The 23,563-nt window shown below is 36.1% G+C and carries 14 protein-coding genes; 5 read left to right on the forward strand and 9 right to left on the reverse strand.

Features of this window, described 5'->3' with window-relative positions:
* The first annotated feature begins 186 nt into the window (after window positions 1-186).
* Window positions 187-1,815, forward strand: coding sequence for a helix-turn-helix transcriptional regulator (locus ALGA_RS14340; RefSeq protein ID WP_145957637.1), 1,629 nt, complete (start codon window positions 187-189; stop codon window positions 1,813-1,815).
* A 67-nt stretch (window positions 1,816-1,882) separates the two neighbouring features.
* Here the strand turns inward: ALGA_RS14340 and ALGA_RS14345 are convergent, their stop codons facing one another.
* The 9 genes from ALGA_RS14345 to ALGA_RS14385 form a co-directional block, all read right to left on the reverse strand.
* The gene (locus ALGA_RS14345; RefSeq protein ID WP_096430140.1) at window positions 1,883-3,442 is read right to left on the reverse strand and encodes an alpha-L-fucosidase; all 1,560 of its coding nucleotides are present in this window, start codon (window positions 3,440-3,442) and stop codon (window positions 1,883-1,885) included.
* 168 nt (window positions 3,443-3,610) lie between these two features.
* Window positions 3,611-5,266 carry a glycoside hydrolase family protein gene (locus ALGA_RS14350; protein WP_096430142.1) on the reverse strand — a complete coding sequence of 552 codons (1,656 nt, stop codon included), beginning with the start codon at window positions 5,264-5,266 and terminating at the stop codon, window positions 3,611-3,613.
* Window positions 5,267-5,280: 14 nt separating this feature from the next.
* On the reverse strand, window positions 5,281-6,873 hold the full coding sequence (locus ALGA_RS14355; RefSeq protein ID WP_096430144.1) for a sulfatase family protein: 1,593 nt from the start codon (window positions 6,871-6,873) through the stop codon (window positions 5,281-5,283).
* Between the two features lie 106 nt (window positions 6,874-6,979).
* Window positions 6,980-9,451 (reverse strand): beta-galactosidase GalB, encoded by a 2,472-nt coding sequence (galB, locus tag ALGA_RS14360; protein ID WP_096430146.1) that lies wholly within the window; start codon window positions 9,449-9,451, stop codon window positions 6,980-6,982.
* A gap of 438 nt (window positions 9,452-9,889) precedes the next feature.
* Entirely contained in the window at window positions 9,890-11,422 is a 1,533-nt protein-coding gene (locus tag ALGA_RS14365) for a sulfatase family protein (protein ID WP_096430148.1), read from the reverse strand.
* A gap of 24 nt (window positions 11,423-11,446) precedes the next feature.
* Entirely contained in the window at window positions 11,447-13,267 is a 1,821-nt protein-coding gene (locus tag ALGA_RS14370) for an arylsulfatase (RefSeq protein WP_096430150.1), read from the reverse strand.
* 29 nt (window positions 13,268-13,296) lie between these two features.
* Complete coding sequence (locus ALGA_RS14375; RefSeq protein ID WP_096430152.1) at window positions 13,297-13,521, reverse strand: hypothetical protein; 225 nt, start codon at window positions 13,519-13,521, stop codon at window positions 13,297-13,299.
* Entirely contained in the window at window positions 13,514-14,839 is a 1,326-nt protein-coding gene (locus ALGA_RS14380; RefSeq protein WP_096430154.1) for a sulfatase-like hydrolase/transferase, read from the reverse strand. Before ALGA_RS14380 ends, ALGA_RS14375 begins: the two co-directional genes overlap by 8 nt.
* A gap of 356 nt (window positions 14,840-15,195) precedes the next feature.
* The gene (locus ALGA_RS14385) at window positions 15,196-16,410 is read right to left on the reverse strand and encodes a hypothetical protein (protein WP_096430156.1); all 1,215 of its coding nucleotides are present in this window, start codon (window positions 16,408-16,410) and stop codon (window positions 15,196-15,198) included.
* Between the two features lie 183 nt (window positions 16,411-16,593).
* Between ALGA_RS14385 and ALGA_RS14390 the strand changes: the two genes are divergently transcribed.
* From ALGA_RS14390 to ALGA_RS14405, 4 genes are all read left to right on the forward strand, one after another.
* Complete coding sequence (locus ALGA_RS14390; protein ID WP_096430158.1) at window positions 16,594-17,763, forward strand: hypothetical protein; 1,170 nt, start codon at window positions 16,594-16,596, stop codon at window positions 17,761-17,763.
* Between the two features lie 3 nt (window positions 17,764-17,766).
* On the forward strand, window positions 17,767-19,590 hold the full coding sequence (locus ALGA_RS14395; RefSeq protein ID WP_197705567.1) for an FAD-dependent oxidoreductase: 1,824 nt from the start codon (window positions 17,767-17,769) through the stop codon (window positions 19,588-19,590).
* Between the two features lie 216 nt (window positions 19,591-19,806).
* Entirely contained in the window at window positions 19,807-21,888 is a 2,082-nt protein-coding gene (locus ALGA_RS14400; RefSeq protein ID WP_096430160.1) for a LamG domain-containing protein, read from the forward strand.
* Between the two features lie 221 nt (window positions 21,889-22,109).
* Window positions 22,110-23,534 (forward strand): glycoside hydrolase family 28 protein, encoded by a 1,425-nt coding sequence (locus tag ALGA_RS14405; RefSeq protein ID WP_096430162.1) that lies wholly within the window; start codon window positions 22,110-22,112, stop codon window positions 23,532-23,534.
* Window positions 23,535-23,563 lie beyond the last annotated feature (29 nt).

The following is a 23,563-nucleotide window of genomic DNA, read 5'->3' on the forward strand; positions in this document are numbered from 1 at the left end:
CTTACGATTTCCGAAATCAATATTGAGATATTTAATTGAATCGACTAAGCAATAATAAGCAAAATTAGATTGTAAATATTGCTTTTTCTGCTCACAAAAACTCTACATGACTCATTTTAGATATTTACATAGACTTTACATACATTTGTGTTTGTTTTAAATGATATTTTATAATCTGTTTTAAATATGACACTTAAGATGCAGTTTAGTTCTATGTGTGTAGTCGTGTGGATCTTTCTGTTTGTGAATTTTACTGGAATTGAACCTTTACAATCACAGGTTTTGGTAAATCAAGTGAAGGATGATGACTCGTCAGAGGAAATTGCTGTGGACTCTTCTGTTTTCATTTTAAATAAAGCATACGAAATTGGGATTAATAAGAAAGATACAGTAAGCGTTATTCAATCCTTGTTATCGCTAAGTGAAATTAAGAGGGAGCTATTGGATTTTAGTGATGCATTTGATCATTCAGGGGAGGCTTTATTTTTATCAGAAGAATTTGGAGATACAATTCTGTTGGCAAAAGCCTATGATGATTTTGGAATGTTGAATTATACTTTCAATCAAGAGGAAGAGACCAAAAAATACATCGAAAAATCGCTTGCTTTAAACCGGATTTCGTATCGTGAAAAGAAGATATCATCTTCTGAAATGATTATTTCTTTTTACCACAAAATGCTCTTGGATTTAAAATATAAAGAGCTAAAAAGTGCCAGAAGTTATTTGGATAGTTGTTATATGATTTCTGATATTATAAATCAAACTGCACTTGAGAGAGCCTATCTTGATTCGAAGAAGGCCGTGTTTTTATATCAAAATAATCAATTTGAGGAAGCTACAGACTTAATGCTTTTAATTATAGATGTTCTGGAAAACACAAAAGAGAATACAATCGGAAATGCAAAATTCTTAAGTAGTATCTATTCAAAAGTTAGCGAGCAATACAGAAAGGTAAATAAGGATGAATTGGCTTTACTTTACCTGAATAAAGCGACCGAAATATTAAAATTGGATAATAAAAATACCATTCAAAAAGCTTATTTGCTGGAAAGGCTTGCATGGTTACAGGCAAGGAAAGGTGACTACGAAAAAGCATATAAGAACATCAGAAAATCTAAGAATATTAATGAGACTTACTTTAGTACGAAACGGAAAAGGAATAGTGGTTTCCTAAAAGTAAAGAATCGCTACGATGAGGAATTAATGCGTAAGGATAAGGAACTTAATCGTGTTAATCTGGAATTGGCCGAAAAAGAGCAGGCTATTTTAAGCTTTAGAATCTTTATTGTTTTCTTCTTTGGTATTTTAGTTTTTGTTGGACTAATCATTCGTAACAGAAAACAGCGAAAAAAATATCAATTGGAAAAGGAGGCCAGTAATAAAAAACAACAGAAATCGAAAGGATTATTGGAAGTAAAGAACAAAGAACTAACGGCTACTACCTTAAAATTGATTGAAAAGGAAGAAATTATTAAAACGTTAGTGGATCAGTTAAATGTAACGCAGGAAGGCAAAATGACTGATGCAATGATGAATTCCATAAATAAGAGTTCCACTAGTTTGTGGGAGGATTTTAATAATCGATTCATGTCGGTAAATGAAGATTTTTATGACCGTTTACGAACAGAAGTCCCTGATCTTAGTCCTACAGATTTGAAGATTTGTGCTTTAATCAAGTTAAATTTCTCAGGGAAAGAGATGGCTCATTTGCTGGGGATATCTGTTAATAGTGTGCATATGGCAAGACATCGCTTACGAAAAAAAATGGATTTGGAACGAAACATAAACTTGAGTAATTTCATTTCCTCAATTTAAGTGAGACAGTAAAAGGGCGACACTTCAAAATTGTGTCGCCCTTTTATAATGCCTGATATTCTATTATTTATTCTACATGTGCTTCGGTATCACCACCAATAGAATTTTCGGTATAACCTTCTAAAGTTATCTTATAAGAAGATGCATAGTCCGATGGGAAAACTTTAGGAGCCTTAATAACAAGACCTCTTTCGTTTCTTTCCCATTCAATTTTCTCGTCGCTTCCTAATAATTCAATTTTCTCTATTTTCGAGTTTAAAACACCAATTTGAGTGCTTAAGGTCTTTATAACTGTTTCTCCTACAGGTTTGTCCATTACAATCGCGTAAAATTCTTTATCCGATTTTTTAGTGAAACGAATATCCGTATTTGTGTAAACAATTTCAATCTTTTCAACTTTATGTCCTCCTTCAGGTAAACGGGTAGGTCCTTCACCAAAAACAGTCCAAACTCGTGTTCCGTAAATAGCATCACCATTTATTTTTAACCATTTACCCATGTCGGTTAGCAAATCAACCATAACCTGAGGAATCGTACCATCTGGATTTGGAGGAACATTTAGCAACATACAACCATTTTTCGATACAATATCAACTAAGATGTCAATCAGTTCATTAGGTGTTTTAAATATTGCACCCGGACGGTAAAACCAAGCTCCTGGAGAAGTGTCGGTTAACCACATCTGATCTACAGGTTGATTTGGTCTGCCTCGTTCATAATCTTTAATGGCAGTGCTGGCTGGGAATGTACTTTCTTTGTAACAAACAGCAACATCTTTGTTCCATTCCAATCCTTTGTTGTGATAGTAGGCTAAGAATTCCTGACGACAATCCTCAGTCATGTTCTCCAACCACCAATCAAACCAAATTAAATCAGGCTGATATACATCAATGTATTCTTTTAGTTTAGCCCACCATTCTTTGTAGAAACGATCGTCAGGTGTATCAGAATCTAATTCGTGAGGATTTGTGTATAAATCGTAATCATCAGGACTTATACCACCATATTTATGAGCAGGGGCGAAATATTTCCAGGTAAAGGCATGGTGAAATGAAGCCATAAACTTCATGCCATGTGCTTCAATTTCTTTTTTCAATTCTGCTGAAGGATCAATTCCACCGTAATTCATTGAGTTCCAACGGGTCGATTTAGCATCCCACATTGCAAAGTTATCGTGGTGCATGGCTACCGGTCCGGCGAATTTAGCTCCTGAAAGAGCAAACAAATCAGCCCACTTTTTGGCGTCAAAACCTGATGGGTTGAACTTCTCAATTAGTTGTTTGTATCCAAACTCTGCCGGATCTCCGAAATGCTCGGAATGATGAATGAAATTGCTAGATGGTTTACCCGATGCGGTAGGTACCTTAACACCATCTTCATACATTTTCATTCCGTGCCAGCCTGCATAGAATTTTTTAGGATCGGTTCCTTCAAAAGCATTCGATACAGGTCCCCAATGGGCATAAATACCGAATTTAGCATCCTGAAACCATTCTGGTACTTGATCTATCTTTTCCAATGACTCCCAATTTTTTTCAAATTTTTTGGGCTTCTGCGCTTTCGCGGATCCTACTGTGTTCATTGCAATTAGAATGAACGCAATTATTCGGAAGTGATTAATTTTCATGATTTTAAATTTGCTTCAAGACAACTTAAAGTGCATATATCAAATGATTTACAATCATGTTTTTTGTGTGATATTTGTTCTTTCTGTCATGATGGTTTTATATAATTATTTATTTTTCTTCCTTGTAAACCAGTTTCCTTAGTTTTTGGTAAAATCCTTCGTCAGACATTATCTGATAATTACGGCTCCTTCCAGAACAACTGATTTTTGTTCTTTTTGATTGATTGTAATTCTTAATTGAGCGGTTTTCCCACTTTCTGTGAATTTATTGGCATATAATGTCAGTATTTGTTTTTCAAAAGGTTTTAAATTTGGAGCATTCGCTTGAGCTAGTTCTATCCATTTCCCATTCTTTTGGGTTTCAATTTTCACATCTGATAAAGAGGATGAAACTTGACCGAAATTTTGAATTTCTAGTTCAATTTTCAATTCGCGACCATTTAAAGAAAGGATAGGAAATCTGCACGAAAGTGCTTGTTCATTGTAATTGATCCAAGGCAGACGGGCATAAGCAAATAGTAACTTTCCTTTTCTTGTTTTCCCTAATAGTTTTGCCGCAAAATTGTTCTCGTTCAAAGCATTTTCTGTCGCATCGAATGTGATTATTAAATCATCACCCGATTTCTCTTTTTTCATTACTTTGCAACCACCACCGTAGTTTACTTTTTCGGAGGCTCCAAAACGCAGCGATTTAATATTGATATCCTTATGAGGATTAAAACCTTCTTCGGCTTCTATTTTGATTCGTATGGTTTTAGTCGAAGAGTCTATTTTTTCTTGATCAAGAATGGTAATTAAACGACCAACAGTTAAAGGAATACCAATATTTTTTGAGCTGTGATGATCACTTCCCATATCTTGTTTTTTAATGGTATCAGCAACAGCAAAATTAGCTTGAATGGCTCGCCCGTATTTATCTTGTAATACCTTTATGCGCTCGAATTTGTACCAATCAACCTTGGTCCCATCCTCATATTCTGTAATTCCAGGCATATAAGCTTCTCCGGGTTCAACTTTCCAGCTGATTCCATCTTTTGAACGTAAATAGTAGGCTATTCGTCCCAACCAATCGTTCACGATCATGTGATATTGAATGTTGGTGCGCCAAACTATAGGATCTTCATATCTGCCATCGTATGGAGGATAAACACTTTTTTCGCTTACCTCATAGAAAGGAGGGAGACCACTTTCGCTGAACCAAATACCACCACCTCTGCAAACCATTAAGTAGGAGCCATCTTCGCGTTGTGCAAAAGTAAAGTTGGCCATGTGATCGAAAACGGGTCTGTTTCGTTGATCGAATTCGAATTTGTTGTATTCCCAGGGGCCATTTAGCGTATTCGATAAATAGTAGCCATTATTCACGTAAAGCACATATCGACCATCTTTTATCTGATAAATTTCAGGATTGTGTCCCTTGCCTATGGTTTCTTTGTATTTGAATGGACCTAATGAATTATCAGCAATAGCATGAACAACTTCAGAACGAGGCCATTCCATGTGTCCTTTGGGTGAATCTTCCCGCCAACGGCAAACATACAGATGATAGTTTCCTTCTTCATCTTGTTTAATATTTCCGCCCCAGTAGGACCATTCATCATCTTCAATTCCATTATCCGTATAACGAGGCTTTACGCCTTTAGCGCCCCAAGTATCTGAACTTAGTTTCCCAATTGTTGGAATGGGTAAAAACCGATCGATAAATAGGCTACCCTCAACCAGTCCGTTCCATTCTTTAGGGCGTTCTCGCTCAATATCTTGTGCATTGGAGATATTTGCCGTAAATATCGCTAGTATCGTTAGTAGTAATAAATGATTTTTCATGAGGCTGTTTCTAGTTAATTATCCCAATTTTCTTCAATTATTTTTTCGATTTTAGGATAGTTTTTATCTGTTTCGTTCAAGGCTTTACGCTTATCAAGTAATTGTTTCTTAAGCTGCTTAATAATCTCCTTGTAATTTGGATCTTTATACCTGTTGTGAAGTTCATTTGGATCATTTTTAAGATCGTAAAGTTCCCATGAATGAGGTGTTTCCCGATCTATACCTTCGTATTGTGTAGCCCAGTAATGTCCTTTAAATTCTTCTTTGGGCATATAGTGAGCTCCGTAAAAAAACATCAGTTTATATTGCTTGGTTCTGATTCCGAAATGAGCTGGAACATAGTGATGAATGATGTGCATCCAGTAACGGTAGTAGGTTGCTTCTCGCCAATCTTGTTCTGGTTTTCCTTCCAATGTATTGATGAAACTGTGTCCTTGCATGTAATCAGGAGTAGTTCCCCCTGCAAGTTCAATCATCGTTGGAGCGTAATCGGTATTGTTGATTAATAAATCAGATACCTGTTCTTTTTCAATTAGTTCCGGATAATGTACTATAAAAGGCATGCGCATTGCTTCTTCGTACATCCAGCGCTTATCAATTAAATCATGTGCGCCAAGCATCATTCCTTGGTCACCCGTATAAATGATAATGGTGTTTTCCCACAAACCTTCCTTTTTCAGATAGTCGAATAAACGACCCAGGTTATCGTCAACACCTTTCACGCATCGTAAATAATCTTTCAGATATTTCTGATAGGCAAGATGTGTTCCTAATTTAGCATCAATGCTATCTCCGAAAAAACGATTGGTATAATTTGTTGATTTTTTATGATGTACATTATGTCTTGGTGATACGGATGTTCCAATGTAATGGATGAGGCTATCATTTTTGCCTCGTGTTCCTTCCGAACCCCAAAATGGTTGATTGTACAAACTTGCAGGTTCTGGTATCTCAACATCTTTCAAATAATCATCGTAACGGGGAGCATTCTCAAACATATCGTGAGGAGCCTTGTAATGATGCATTAAAAAGAAAGGTTTTGACTGATCTCTGTTTTTCAGGTAATTAATTGTTAGATCGGTAATTACATCAGAAGAATGGCCTTTGGATTTCACCAAATTATTTGGCCATACCCCTTTGCCTTTTTCTAGAAAAGAAGGATTGAAATATTTTCCTTGTCCGGGAAGAACTTTGTAATAATCGAAATTTACAGGTTCGTTATGCAAATGCCACTTACCAATCATGGCTGTTGTGTACCCTAATTTCTTTAATTCTATTGGCAGGTATTGTTTATCGGTATCCAGAGGGTTATCCAAGTCTAGTACACCATTGGTTTGAGAATATTGTCCAGAGATTATGCATGCCCGGCTAGGAGTACAAATTGAGTTGGTACAAAACGCATTGTCAAATCGAATACCATCCGATGCCAGTTTATCGATGTTTGGTGTTGGGTTTAAGCTGCTCAATAAACCACCATAAGCGCCAATTGCTTGCGCCGCATGATCATCAGACATGATGAACAGAATGTTAGGTTGTTTCTTTTTACCAAATGCAATGCTGCACAGGATTAAAAGACAGATACTAATAAGATGTTTTTTCTTTATCATGATCAATGATTTTGCTTATTCTGTAATCTTTGTGACTAATTGTAATGCTATATTTAAATCAGTAAATGCAAGGTCGGTTCTGCAACCAATATGGCATTTATTGAGTTTATTTTGTTGTGATACTGATTTGTGAACTTTTCAGTTTTTTAGATTTAGCTGTTAATGTGATTTCACCAGTATTTTTTGAGGATCTCAAAATCGCTAAACACATTCCGCTAAAAGCTTTTCGATGATTTGCCTGAAAAGACTCCAAACTTATTTGGTTTCCATTATCAACAGCGATCAGTTCACCTGCACCTTTAACCGAGAAGTTCACCAAGTTATCTGCCATGGGGCAAATGTTTCCATCCTTATCTTCGATACGCACAGTAACGTAAGCTAAATCGGTTCCATCAGCATCAATCTCACTACGATCAATCGATAGGTTTATTTTTGCAGGCTCTCCAGCGGTCGATATTTGCTCTGTCAAGATCTCTTTTCCATCTTTATAACCGACCACTTTAATGGTTCCAGCCTCGTAAGGAACATTCCAAGATAAGCGATATTTCGATTGAAAAGTTTCTCCTTCGTAACGAATGAATTTAACGATTAGTTCAGTTAAATCTTTTCCTTTAACTTTTCGCCCCATTGACTTGCCATTCACAAAAAGTTCAGCTTCGTCGCAGTTGGTATAACAATACACAGGAATTGTATCTCCTTCCATTCCTTCCCAATTCCAATGAGGAAGTAGGTGAATCATAGGTTTTGTTGTCCAGTGACTCTGATAAAGGAAAAAACGATCTTTAGGAAATCCACACAAATCAACAGCTCCAAAATAAGAACTATGCGATGGCCAGTCTCCATTCCAATAACCATTGGTTGAGTTGTCTTTCCCTCCGTAAGGAGTTGGTTCTCCCAGATAATCGAAACCAGTCCAGATGAATTCGCCCATGATGTAAGGATTTTGTTCCTGAAAATGAAACTCAACATCAGGAGGATATGCCCATGGTGGACCGATTAAATCGTAACTGCTAACATGAATTGATTCATGAGTTTTGTATTTCTCGATTGGTAAATGATATACACCACGACTACTTGTACAGCTTGAGGTCTCTGAAGCATAAATTGGTAATTCAGGATAAGTTTCACGAATCTCAGCATATTTTGTTGGTTTGTAATTGATTCCAGCAATGTCTGTTTGTTGTGCAAAATTAGATTCGTAAGGAGCTGTATAATTATTCATTCCTACTGTAGTTGGACGTGTTGGATCAATTTCTTTGCAGTAGTCATTCAACATTTTGGCTACTTTCCAACCATTCTTTTTATCTCCTTGTTCCAGTATTTCATTACCCGTACTCCACATGATTACGGAAGGGTGATTGCGGTCTCTTCTCACCATATCTTTGATGTCGCGCTCTGCCCATTCTTCGAAAAAAACATTGTAGCCATTTGGAACTTTTGCTTTTTTCCAAACATCAAAAGCTTCGTCCAATACGACTAATCCTAGTTCATCACACAATTCAAGAAAAACTCGAGATGGAGGATTGTGACTGGTACGAATGGCATTCACACCCATGTCCTTCATAATTTGCAACTTTCGTTGATCGGCTCTACGGTAAACAGCAGAACCTAAAGCTCCATTGTCGTGATGCAAACAAACTCCGTTGAAACGAATTTTTTTGTTGTTTAAGAAAAATCCATCTTTCGTAAAAGCAATCGAACGCAAACCAATACGTGTTTTGTAAGTATCTACCACTTTACCATTTTGAGTAATAGTAGTTAGCGCAGAATATAAATTTGGAGTTTCTGTATCCCAACGAAGCGGGTTGTTAATTTTGCAATATAACCCAGATACTTTAGACGAATTGGCTTCTATTTCAATTGGTTCTTCAACGGAAGCAACCATTTCCCCATTAGGAGCAAAATATTCATGTTTTACGGTAACACTTGCTTTCTGATCACTTTTATTTACAACAGTTGTTTCGTTTTGAACAACTGCAATTTTTTCTGTTACAGTAGGAGTCGTAATGTAAGTTCCCCATTGTGCAACATGCACAGCTTCGTCAATCTTTAGCCAAACAGAACGGTAAAGTCCAGCACCTGGATACCATCGTGATGATAGATCCTGAGGTTGCAGGCGAACGGCAATTACATTTTCCGAACCATCATATTTTAATTCTTTACTGATATCAAATTCAAATCCGATATAGCCATAAGGACGATTCCCAACAAATTTGCCATTTACCCAAACATGAGCATCATACATAGCACCTTCGAATTCAAGTCGAACCACTTTTCCTTTTGCTGATTCAGGAGTTTTGAAATGTTTACGGTACCAACCAGTTCCATGAAATGGAAGTCCGCCGCAGCGAGCATTGTATTTCTCATCAAATGGACCTTCAATTGCCCAATCGTGAGGTAAATCCAATTTTCGCCAATTGGAATCATCAAAATTTGCCATCTCAGCACCTTTGGCTTCTTCGTTAAAGAAGCTCCATGAGTCATTAAAATTTATGTCTTGAGCCTGAGCTGATTGATATCCACTCAAAATTAGAACCAAGAAAAACAGACTCCCCAATAATTTTTTAGCTATGTTCATGTGTTATATAATTTTCCTTTTTACAAATTTCAGGAAATTTGGGTGTATTTCGGGTGAGATATTTCTTCTAAAAAGGGGTGTGTTTCGTTCTTCAGAATATTGAAGTCAAGACTTTAAAGAACTCAAAATTTGAATGTTTTTAGAATTGTGTTGTTATACATGGTTAGATAGTCATTTTTTGAGGGGGGATTTGATGTTTTGCTGGTTTAGTCTTGTTTTTTTAGTTTTTTGTTTCTGAAAATCTGGGGGAGATTTTAATTGTTTTCAGCTCTATTTTTATAGGGTATTTTAAATATCTGTTTTTTCTGATTTTTTTAAGGAGAATGAAAACTAATGTCCTTATTTTTTTCAAAGAAAAAAAAGACAATTAACCCAATGGGTTAATTGTCTTCTCCGAAATATACTTTTTTTCTTGTGAAATTGATACGTAATAAAACGCTACAAGTGTTTTCCTGTAAAAGGTTTATTGTCTCTTGTGTCGTTGTATTTCTTGAATAGATATTCTATTTTATCCTGATATTTTTTGTCATTTATCAGATTGTATCTTTCATCTTCTTTCTCATTGTTGTTTAAATCAAACAGAGCAATTGGAGTTCTTATTTTATCGGTTTTGTCTTTTTTGTCCATTTGAATGATCAATTTCCAACCTTCGTCGATTATAATAACCTCTTTATGAGAACCTCCTTGAACCATTAAGAAAGGGTGTGTTTTGGCTCCTTTTGTATTTTGTAACACAGGAAGTAGATTGTATGAATCCATTGCTACATCTGCGCTAATATTTTGATCTGTAATTGCAGCTAATGTAGCCATAATGTCAAGACCTAGAATTGGTTGCTCTGTACTTTGCTTGGCCTTAATTTCTTTTGGCCAAGTCACAATAAAAGGCACGCGATGTCCTCCTTCATAAGGATCGTTTTTGCAACCTCTGTAAATGTCGCTTGGTTCATGATGAGAATTCCAAGTGTCTCCATCTACATGTAATCCACCATTATCAGAAGTGAAAATTAATACGGTATTTTCATAGATGCCTTGTTCTTTTAATTCATCCACAATCATTCCCACTTGCACATCCAACTCCTTAATCATATCCATATGTCTTGATGGAGTGGTACCTGCTATTTTCACGCCATTTAATTCCTTTGCTGCAGAATGTGGTGTATGAACGGCCTGTGAACAGTAATACATAAAGAATGGTTCTTTTTTATTGGCATGACCTTTAATGTAATCGACAGCTTTGTTTACCAATAAAGGACCAATTTTTCTTGGTTCCCAATTGGAATCGCCCAGGCCTTCTTTTTTATCCAATTCAAGATCTAAAGAAGCCATGTATTCTTGATCAATTATAGCAATTTTAGACTCCTTTGTTAATGGAAACCATTTGTCATTTTCGTAGGCTGCATAAGGAACATTCTGAATTCCAGAAGGCAAATTAAAGCTATAGTCAAACCCATTTTGGTTCGGACCGCTAGCTACTATTCTAGTAATGTCTACTTCGTCTTCAATTTTCTTTTTTTTGTTCGGAACATACTCAACATTTGGATTGTCTTTTCTGTTGAATGTAGTTCCCAAATGCCATTTGCCCAAAAAAGCTGTTTGATAATCAGCTTGTTTCATTAATCGGCCCAAAGTTAATTGGTCTGGTTTAATTACTGACTTGGAGTAACCACCCCAAACACCCCAGGGAAGGGTACTTCGGTAGCAACTGTTTCCTGTCATAATAGCATAACGAGATGTTGCGCACAAGGCTGCTGGTGCATGAGCATTGGTGAATTTCATTCCTGAATTCGCCAATTTGTCAATATTTGGCGTTTCCAAAATGATTTGATTCGTATGCATGCGACGATAGTTAGAAACGTCGCCTACGCCCAGATCATCTGCTAATATCACAATGACATTGGGACGCTTGTCTGCAAAACTATTACTCCAAGCAAAGATTGAAAGTAGGAAGGCAATAAATATTTTTTTAAGCATGATTTATCGATTTACGATCTGTAATTATTTTATTCTTTTGATATAGACGTAGAATGCTGAAAAGTCAATTCCTTCGCTATTGGTGAACAAAGCTTCTAAATGCTGACGTCCTTTTGAAAGGTATGCTTTGAAACTGACTTTTTTTTGAGTCATGTCAACTTCTTTTACTTGGTGGATTCCTTCAATATCAAGTGTCGCTTTTTTCAAATGGATAAAAATGCCGGCAGGTTTAATTTCAGTCCAATTGGTTTTAACGCCTTGTTGTGGAACGATATCTTTAAACGCTAAGCCTGATTCACGAGGCCATCTGGTTAATGAAATTTCATATTCACCTTCTTCTTGAACATCAATCATCCAATAACCTTTGGCTAAAGCTGGTTTCTTTCCTGAAAAAGGATCGCGGATATAAGATTGATTCCAAGCATTTGCCGTGAAGGTATGCAAATCGTGAACTGTAATTGTAGATTCTTCATTTTCAGAAGTTCCAATTTTATAAGCTTCGTAATGTCCAAAGTCACGAGATGTGTAGGTCCACCATTTTTCGTAAGCATCTCTCATTTCTTCCACTTTCTCAGGATGTTGAGAAGCAATATCTTTATCTTGTCCTGGATCGTTTTTGATGTTGTACAATTCCTTACCATCAATTAGTCGCCACTCATCATCCATTACAGAGCACATTCTCCATTTTTCTGGTTGTTGCAGTCTGTTGTTGTCAACAACACAATAACGATGAGGTAATTTGTCTACTTGTTTTGTAATTACTGGGGCTAAGTCGATTCCATCTTGAGCAGGACCATCCACTTTTCCTAAATTACATAGGTCCATAAGAGTTGGAAGGATGTCGAAGTTCATAGTTAGTTGATCAATTTCTCGACCTCCAGTTAGTTTGCCATCTTTCCAGCGAATAAAGAAAGGAGTACGGTGACCACCTTCATATTGTGATCCTTTGTGGCCTTTCATTCCTGCATTGAAACCTTTTTCGTTACCTGGTTTTCCAGTATGTCCAGCTGCAGTTCCATTATCAGTCGTGAAGATTAGAATTGTATTGTCTTTCAAACCAAGTTCTTCCAACTTTTTATCGAGGATTCCCATATTGTCATCAATGTTGGTAATCATACCATAAAAAGCTTTTTGTTTTTCTGTGATGGAGGTTTCATATTTGTAAATATCGTAGTATTTTTTCTCTACATTATAGGGTCCGTGAGGTGCATTTGTGGATAAGTAAACAAAGAATGGCTCATCTTTTTTGCGTTCGATAAAATCCATTGCTTCTGAAAAGAAAACATCGGTACAGTATCCTTTAAATTTTTCTGGCGTTCCATTGCGAAAATAAGTATCATCGAAATAGTCATTATTCCAATAATCAGGTGTTTGACTAACTCCACCACCACCAAGGGAAACTGTTTCATCAAAACCTCTGTCTTGAGGTAGGTAAGGATAAGAATCGCCCAAGTGCCATTTCCCGAACATGGCTGTAGAATAACCATTCTCTTTGAATACCTGTGGCATAATTACAAATTTTTCTCTGAGAATATTACATCCTCCAATAGTATGCCAAACACCTGCCCGGTTTCCATCGGCACCAGTCATTAAACCGGAACGGCTTGGAGCACAGGTTGTACCGCAATGGTAATTGGATAAACGCACACCATTGTCGTGCATTTTATCCATATTAGGAGTTTTTATTATTTTATTACCGTGAGCAGCAACGTCACCGTATCCTTGATCATCTGTTAGGATAAGGATAACATTGGGTTTTTTACTGTTCTGTGCTTTTGTAGTGATGTTTCCTATACAAAGAGCTATTGTAGCTGCTGTGTATACAAGTTTCTTTAGAAATGACATGTTTTATTGTTTATGGTTCTGTTTATTTCTTAATTTCTTTTCAAAGCTTCCTGCTTGAGTACCTCTTCGTAATTTCCAGTTAAATGAGGTTTTTTATCAATAGCTTTGGCATGACGATCGAAAAGGATAGAGTATTTTTGGTAATCGTTGTAGTCAAGCGCATTGTTTACCATTTGTTTGTATTGTTCGTCGTACAACTTGCGCATTTCAACTAATTTCTTTTTGTATTCAGGATTTTTCGCATAGTTATTCATTTCCAATCGATCTTTTCCAATGTTGAAAAGTTCTTGCGGTAGATTTCATTCTTTCATCGGAATATTGCCAGTAGATGTATTTCCAATCTTTTGAAACCACCGACATGGCTTGAATTTCATCATTTCCCCACATGTTGGTTAAGGCAATGACTTCACGCTTAATCCCCTCTGGCTTTTCAATAAGAGGCAAAAGATTCACGCCATCCATATTTTTAGGAATATCTATAGCTGCATAGCTTAAAATGGTGGGTGCGATATCGATATTTGCAGTTACTGTTTCGCGTTTTAATCCTCTTTTAGCTTTTGGAGCCCATGGATCGTAAATAATAAATGGCGATTTGGAAGCTTCTTCGTAAGGAAGTACTTTCCCTGCTAGGTTATGAGCACCACAGCTATATCCATTATCACCAGTAAATATGATGATGGTGTTTTCATCCATTCCTTGTTCTTTCAGCGATTTGCGAATCATGCCTATTGCATAATCAACACCATAAATTAACTGGTTGTATTTTGTAATAGCTTCTTGATAAGATTCTTCTGATTCTCTCCAGAAGTTATAAGCATTGTATTGGCGACCAGATTTAGCCTGTGCTGAAAGGTGTTTGGCATTTTTAGCGCCATAGTTAGCTGGTTTTTTGTATTTTTCACCTTCATATATGTGGTCGAAATACTTATCGGGAGTAAAAGGTAGGTGAGGAGCTTTAAAACTGATAGACATACAAAATGGTTTGCCCGATTTTTTAGCTTCTTTAATAAAATCATTAGCCCAAGCACCATATGCTCGGGTACTGTGAGGATATTTTTCAGCATATTTAGCAATGCCAGGATTTTTAGCTGTTTTGTATAGGGTTTGACCAGGACCGCCAGCCCACATGTCAAAGTAACCGACAGGCAGTTTATCTTTAATTTTATCCGTTTCGGTTGTATCCATTTCAAAACCGACTTTTCCGGCAAAGCCAGTGAAATATCCTGCTTCTTGCAACAATACAGGATAACTCTTATCTAATTTTTCAGGTTTCAAATCTCCATGCATGAAATTGCATCCAGTTTTATATTCATACATTCCTGTTAGAATATTTACTCGATTAGCCATACAAATAGAAGTTGTATTGTAATGATTTAAGAACATTACACCATCACTAGCTAATTTGTCCATGTTCGGAGTTACAACTTGATCATTTCCGTAGCAACCTGTAGCAATACTTGTTTGATCATCGGAAAGCAAGAAGATGATATTTGGCTTTTCCTGAGCGTTTAAATAGGTAGTACTTGCAAGAAAACCAAGAATAGCAATTAGTATTAATTTGAATTGTATCATTATATTGTATCTCAATGAAAGATTCTCTTTGGCTTTTATTATCGGCTAATAATTCCAAATATACCGACTACTTGTTAATGAATTCATAATGTAGGCCTCTACAAATACTCTACGCAGAGCTTAATTTGATCTTTTTAATTTCGCAATTGAAACCCCTTGCGCGTGATTGTAATTGTTTGTGTGTTAGTGTTTTGCGGCTTACTTATTGGCGTATGCCCCCTTTTTGTAAGATATTTTAACACCTGTATTTTTTTTCTTGTGGTTTGAAAAAGGAGGATAAAATAAAGTCCCTTACTCTATAAACAGAGTAAGGGACTTTAATATTTTCACTTTAAGAATGTAAGGCCTAAAATTATCTACTCGTTAAAATCAGCGCAAAATACTGATTGGTTATTAGCCGATGTAAGGTGAATGTAGTCAACGGATCCGCTACCGTGGAATAACAGGGTGGTTCCAATGATTTTACCAATAGATTTTTGGTAATTATCCGAAAAGACAATGGAATCATTCGCAGTAACTACTATGGTTTTGTTTTCATTTACAATAGTAACATTCATCCAATTGTTTTGATTCATTACAAAGCGACTTAAATCTTCACTTCTGCCATCTCCCGATTTTTCGCCTATTATGTATTCACCATAAGTACTACAGCCTTCATTTACAAACTTAAAAAGAACGCTGCCATCTGTACCTGTTATGCTGAGATAAACAGAAAAGCATCTAATTGCCGGCCAAAAAGAACGGTTTTTGAATTTGGTTTTGTACTGGAATGAATCTCCGGAGAAATTGGTCGATTGAAAATTATCCAAACGTACCTCAACTATTTTAGATGTGTCGATACCCAGAGAATTAAGGTGCTTTGGAGTCGCATGAAAAATTCCATTTTTCTGATTTTGTGATAATGGAATCGGGTAGTATCGGCCATCTTGATCCTCTTTAAAGTAATGGGACATAGCTAGCCAACCCTCAGTTGGGGCAATTATTTTAACATGCTCCGATTTTTTTTGCTTTCCGGATAGAAGAACGGCTTCAAAATATCCTGGATAAGCGTAAAAATGGGATATTTGTTTTTGATCTTTTATCGGAATTCTTTTTGTTTTGTCTCCAAAGTCGATACTTGCAGTATCCTGTCCTTTGGGGATTGTAAATTCAAAAAAAGCAGTGGTTGGGCATTTTCCTTCCAGTTTAAGTAATTTTAATTTGCCCATACTTGCTTCCTGCTTGGGCACTTGATTTTGCTTATTCGAAAGTATAAAAAGGGTACCGATTATAATTGCTATAAAAGGAAGAGCTACGTAAAGCCATTTTAAATTTAGGGTTTTGGAAACTTCTTGATAGTCGGCGTAATCTATCAGTGCGCCTATCGTGCTTTCCTGTGGAGAATAGCTGTCGCTGGTTTTTACTTTTTTAAATAATCGCTTAAGGGTAGCAACACTAATAAGAACTTTGGTTTTTTGGTGAATTCGAAAACTTAAGTCTTCAAAATCTTTATTTTTCCAAGATTGACTTTTCCCTTTATTGAACTTCTTTTCAACAGATTTAAGGATTTTAGGATGTTGATTTTTGTTCATGGGTCAATTTGAAATTTTGAGTTATGCTTTTAAGTTACTGTAGGTTATTCGGTTAGCTTGTTCTCTTGTTTGGGCTACTGTTGAATAAGCGAATATGGAAATATTTTGTCAGTAATCCATAGATTTACTTTTAAAAGTGATTGTAACCAGAGGGAATTAATTGTAAAGAGAGATAGATTAGAAATGAACGGGAGAAGAAATATCATTAACGCATTTAAGTTGTTTGCCTTTTCGATGGCAATCGTTCTTGTGTTTTTGTGCGATTTTGTAAATGCGCAAAGTCCGTTTCTTGATCAATCCATTTTCGAGGATGGAACTTCTGTTAAAGTGGATTTTGAAACTGATGATTTTCAGGAAATTAAAGACTCAGTTTATTTGTTTTTTGATCGGGATAGGATGCCGGTATTTTATTTTCAGAAGCTGTTTACTCCTGTGTGTGATGATACGGTTTGCAAACCAGTTACCATCACTTTAATATGGAATTTGTTAGGGAACTATAAGAATTATAGGGTAGACGCTAATAAATTGCTCAGCAAACGGGATCATACAAATTTCTCTGATGAGGATTACGAAAAATTGCATCAAGTATTATCTAATGAATACTCTGTATTAAAATCGTTTAGTAAGGAAAATCTATCATCCTTGCATCAGAAAAAGAAAGAAGGAGCTTATGATGAGGTAGATGCAGTCTCAGGTGCAACGCCTAAAAAAATTAAAAATGATGTTGTTGAAGGTGCTTTGTATACCTGCTATACGTTATGGTTTTACAGTCATGGTCTTATAAAGGAGCAATTGCTAAATTATACCGATTCGAAGCTTTTTAATGAGCAATTGTTGCATGAAATGTTGCTTTCGAACAAAATGAAGGAGTTTGATTTTGCACTAAATAAGTTGGTTGATTTTAGTGTTGATGTATATCAAGATGATCTAATTCAGATTCTTAGTGTTGGTAACTCTTTTATTACTGATCGCATTAGTAAAGCTTTGCCAGTAAAGCTAATAAGGGACAATGGTTTTGTAGAAGACTTGTGGAATTTGTATGGGAATTTACATTATCAATCGCAAGTTTTGGTTTTGGAGCAATTGAAGAAAAATCATCAACTTGATTCCAAGCTATTAAATAAGATGATTTCATATTCTTTTGAAGCAAATGAAAGTCAATATGTACTATTCCTTAAAATCTTCTTGAATCAGCAATTGATTAGTGAAAATCAAGTGAAATTGATAGTGAAATCAGCGAAAGCGAGAAGGGGAAAGTTAAGTGGAGAGTCGATACGATCTCTTGATGTAAATGCTGGCGATGAAAAAATGATTTCGATACAGAATAAAATACTTCAATTATTAAAAATATAAACAATGAAAAGAGCTATGGTTTTTAAACGTTGCAAATTTTGGATGATAACCAATTTGGTTTTATTACTTCTTTTTGGTCCTGCTTTACAGGCGCAAAATCACTATTTGTTAGAGGCTGAGTCTTTTACCACAAGTGGAGGATGGAAGGTTGATCAGCAATATTTTGATATTATGGGATCCTCTTATTTGTTGGCTCATGGAATGGGTGAGGCTGTTGAAGATGCTATAACGACTATTGACTTACCTGCAAAAGGGAAATATCATGTTTGGGTTCGTACCAAAGATTGGGCTCCGTTTCCTGTTGGACCTGGCAAATTTAAGCTGAATATTGGTGCGGATTACAGCAAAGAGTTTGGTTCATCGGGTGAAAAAGGCTGGAAATGGTACTATGGAGATCAAGTGGATATTAAAGATCCGGCAAAGCTTAAAGTTGTGTTGAATGATTTGACTGGATTTGATGGTCGGTGTGATGCCATTTATTTAACTACAAATAAAAAGGATGTGCCACCAAATGAATTGGTTGAAATGCATGAGTGGCGGAAAAAATTATTGAATTTAACGGATACACCTAAAACAGCTGGAACTTATGATTTAGTAGTTGTTGGTGGTGGTATTTCTGGTATTTGTGCTGCAGTGTCGGCTGCTCGACAGGGAGTTACGGTTGCGTTAATTCAGAATCGTCCTGTCTTGGGGGGAAATAATAGTTCTGAAATTAGAGTGCATTTAATGGGCGAACTTAGTCAAGGAAATGATTATCCTGTTTTGGGAAGGATTGTACGTGAATTGGATAATGGAGATCCTCATAATGCGAATAAAGATGGCAAATTGTATGGCGATAAGCGAAAATTGAGCGTTGTTGAAATGGAACCGAATATCGATTTGTTTCTAAATATGCATGCTTATGATGTTGAAATGGATGGTGATAAAATAAAAGCGGTTATTGCCAGACATATTTCTACCAATCAGGAACTGCGATTTGAAGGTGAGTTATTTGCAGATTGCACGGGCGATGGAACAATAGGTTATGTTGCTGGAGCAGAATATAGAATTGGCCGAGAAAGTAAAGCGCAAACGAACGAATCTTTAGCTCCTGATAAAGCGGATGGATTTGTGATGGGAACTTCCAATCTTTGGCATTCTTCTTTAGAAGATGAAAAATCGGTTTTTCCTGAAACACCTTGGGCTCTGCAATTTTCGGAGGCTTACTATTTAGATTCTCCAACATCGGAATGGTATTGGGAAACTGGGTTTTCAAATTTTGATCCTATTTTAGAAGCGGAAGAAATTCGCGATCATAACTTTAGAGCTGTTTATGGTAATTGGGCATTTTTGAAAAATCAGAAATCAGAAAAATACAGCAATTACAAGTTAGATTGGCTTGGTTATATTGGCGGGAAGCGTGAGTCGCGCCGACTTTTAGGAGATTATATTCTTAGTGAAATGGATTGTGATGGTACAATTCCAACTCAAGCTGATGCATTTGTAACGGCTACATGGACTATCGATTTGCACTTTCCGGAACCTGAAAATCATAAATATTTTGAGGGACAGGAATTTTTGACTGCAACACAACACACAAGGGTAAAGCCATATCAAATTCCATATCGTTGTTTGTATTCGAAGAACATTAGCAACCTTTTTATGGCTGGCAGAGATTTAAGTGCAACCCACGTTGCTTTTGGTTCAACCAGAGTAATGCGAACCAATGGTATGATGGGCGAATTAGTGGGTATTGCTGCAGCTATGGCAATAAAAAACAATACCAATCCTAGGGGTATTTATGAAAAACACATAGAGGATTTACGGATTTATTTGTTGGGTAAATAACAAAGGCAAAATATTTGCAAGTGATTTTTTTTAGCAGCAGTTTTAGCCTATTAATTGGCTGAAAACTGCTGCTTTTGTGTTGTGTGTATCTTAATGTGTAATAATAATCTTGTCTTGTTTTGTAGCTTATGTTGAAAGACTAAATTGTTTTTTGTTAATTTGTATATCGCAATAATCAATACAAAATCCGGAAATCATTATACACAAAGGTCTTTCATGAAAATCTGGTCTGCTTTTCTCTTCATATTTTTTATTCTTACTGATATTTATGCACAATCTTACGAGAAAGGTTTATTCTTCTCAGATGATTTAAGTGTGTTAGCACAGCAATCTGAAGTGAATTTGGAAGCTTTCTTGCAAGATGAAGTTCGAGCTGAAGTTGCTAGGTTTAAAGAGAGTAAAGATGTATTTGGAGTGGCTAATCAGAGAGATACAGCGATAACTGTGGCTTTTTGGTTTAAACCTAAAAATATTGATATTCATCCAGGGACCCTTATTGGTGAAGATTCCGTTTTTTATTTTCGTTACCTGCCCAATCGGGGAATTCAATTTAATCATTACTTAAAACAAGACTTGAATACTGCAGGTGTGTTAACTAATGATGAGTGGCAACACCTTGGCTTTAGTTTGCAAAAAGATGGGCGTTTAGCTATTTACCTGAATGGGGAGAGTATCTTGAATGATCAGATTTCTCCTTTGTGGTGGCAAAAAAAAGGAAAAATTGTTGTTGGTAAAGACAGGTACAATGTTGATGCAGAAGGATGCATTGATGACCTGAAAATATGGAATCGTGCTCTGTCCCCTGCCGAAATGAAGAAGGTGTTTCGAGAGACCAGATTGATACCAGATTTGTCCTACAAGTTGGAATCTTATATGCCTCTGAAAGGTGATTTTTCAGACTTAGCAAAGAATCCTAAAAAGTTGGTGGAGAGTTCGCATGTGAAATTTGTGACTGATAGTTTAAAAGGACTTGTTGCAGATTTTCAGAATAAAGATTCTCGTATTGAAACATCAGGATTTTCATTTGATAATCAATTAACAATTGCAGTTTGGGCAAAACCTACTGATAAAGATTGGGTGATGGCTCTTGCGGGGAATCGCGATTTTAGTATGCGATATATCATTAATCAAGGTCGTTTGTGGTTTAATATTCCAATGGTGTATAGCTGTCAGGCAGATAAACGAATTGGTTATCCTCAAGAATGGGTGCATTTGGCTATTGCCGTAAATTACAATCACAAAATAGAATTCTTCATCAATGGACAATTGGTCGATAGTAAAAGTATTTCTGGAAAAGCGGGTAGGGAAGAATCTCTAATGATAGGGCAGAGCATTTGGAAGAATACGTTTAATGGACAATTATCGCAGTTTGCTATTTGGGACCGGGCTCTTTCCGAGTTTGAAATTAAGGAGGTATATAATGGGAAACTGGATGTGGCTCTTCGATCAAGCTCCCAAAATTCCTATTCAACTTATATCGCAGTTATTGCAATTGTCTTACTTTTTGTGATTTTCTTTTTGTGGAAACTAACACAAAATAGATTAAAAAAGCTTCGTGATGAACCTCAAAATGAAGATGCCGGTCACAATATTCCACAAAAAAATGCATTCTGTTTTTTCGAGACATTTCAAGCTTTTGATAGGAAAGGAACAAATATATCTCATGACTTTACGCCGACCTTAATTCGCTTGTTTGCCTTGATTCTGTTATATCCTAGAATTTATAATCGAAAAATTAGTTCGCAGGAACTATCGGATATCCTTTGGGAAAATGATGATGTGGCACAAAAGAAAAACAACAGAGGTACAAATGTTCACCGTCTGCGAACTTTGTTTAAGCAGTTTGATGGATTATCTCTTGTTTATAGCAACAAAGAATGGGAGATTGATATTCCTGATCATGTGTTTGTTGATCTCTTTTATTTGAAAGATAATTTACCTGTAAAGGGGTTTGATTTTCCTTTTAAAAGTATGCACTTATGTAAGCCATTGAAAAATGAGTGTTTTGATTCAATCGTTCGGTTAATTAACGATCAGTATATTGATCTGCTAAAGAGTTATTGTTGCATTGCTTTTTCTCAGAAAGAGTGGAAGCCTTTGGAAAAGTTTGCCTCACTTTGGATTTCGATAGATCCTCTAACCGAGGAGGCTCTTAGTTATTTGGTAACAGCTCTTGTTAACAGCCAGCAAAAGCAAAAGGCATTGAATACTTATAACCGTTTTGCGACCAACTACAAGAGTATGCTTAATGAAGATTTCAAACTAAGTTTTGAGCTTTGTATTTTGCCTAATTCGTAAGCGATAAGCTACGAATATTGTTCCTATTCTTGTTCTCTCCCAACACAATTCGGATTTCAGTAAAATCTTATTAAATAGAGGGGTGTTCTGTATTTTACCCCATTTATTACCCCCTCATTACCCTTTTTTGGAACCTTATACTTTTTTAATTTGTAATTGAACATTTCAGCCTGTTATAAATTGAATTGGGTATTGGTTTTATTCGTTAATCTATTTAAGATATGAAAAAGGGAAAATTAAATCTTCTGAATGGTAAGAGAATTGCAAGTCGCCTAAGTTTTGTGCTTGTATTGTTAGGCCTGTTTACAGTACAAGCTTTCTCAAAAAATTACAATGTTATTGATTTTGGTGCCAAAGCGGATGGTATTACTAAAGATACCAAAGCAGTGCAGTCGGCAATTAATGCTTGCACTGAAAATGGAGGCGGAACTGTTCTTATTCCTGGTGGGAAAACTGTTGTGATAGGAACGATTTACTTGAAGGATTTTGTCACACTGCATGTTGAAAATGGTGCGGTATTATTGGGCAGTCCTGATATTTCCGACTACGCGAATGATACCCACAAAAACATGTATAAGAATGAGCCACATATGGATAAGTGCCTTATTTTCGCGAAGGATGTTAAGTCGTTTGCCATTGAAGGTTATGGTACAATTGACGGAAATGGTCATCAGAAATTTTTTAATGGAAAGACAGGGCGTCCAATGATGATGCGCTTTTTGAACTGTTCCGATATTCATATGAATAACATTACACTTGTTAATCCGGCCGCCTGGACATCAGCTTGGTTGTATTGTAATGAAATAAGTATAAATGGGATTCGTATTCATAGTCGTTCGAATAATAATGGCGATGGTCTCGATTTTGATGGTTGTACCAATGTGCGAGTAAGTAATTGTTCGTTTGATAATAGCGATGATTCTATTTGTTTGCAATCATCATCGAAAGACAAACCTTGTAAAGATGTAGTGATTTCAAATTGTATTTTCGAGACCAAATGGGGCGGTATGCGAATCGGATTAATGTCGCAAGGAGATTTTGAGTCTGTAACTGTTACCAATTGCACCTTTAAAAATATTCAAGATTCAGGCTTGAAAATTCAAATGAATGAAGGTGGAGCCATGAAAAATATGACTTTCTCGAATTTGGTGATGAAAAATGTACCGCGCCCAATTTTTATGACTTTCTGCCAGCAACGTGCGGGTGACAATACGCCTGAAGAAATGTTTCCAATGAAAGAAATGAAGAATTTCACATTTCAAAATATCATTGTAGACAATACAGAATTGGATAAGAATTCAGCATTTCTATTCTCTGGATTACTAGGTCATAATATCGAGAACATCATTCTTAAGGACATACAGTTTTTTGTTTCTGGTGGCGGAACCAAAGAAGATGCAACGAAAACTGATTTGAATGAATACACATTAGAAACTCTAAAAGGATGGTGGCCTGAATTTAGTCTCGTTGGCACTTTGCCAGCATCGGGTGTTTACATGCGACATATGGAAAATGTATTTATCGAAAATTTTCATTTAACCGTTGTTGGTGACGATGCTCGTAAGCCAATCATACTGAATGATGTGACCAATGGCAATGTGGAGAAGTTTTATTTGAATGGGAAGAAGATAAATTATAAGAACTAATAGCATTTTCAACTTTTATAAACTATAAA

The sequence above is a fragment of the Labilibaculum antarcticum genome, from assembly GCF_002356295.1.
Taxonomy (GTDB): Bacteria; Bacteroidota; Bacteroidia; order Bacteroidales; family Marinifilaceae; genus Labilibaculum; species Labilibaculum antarcticum.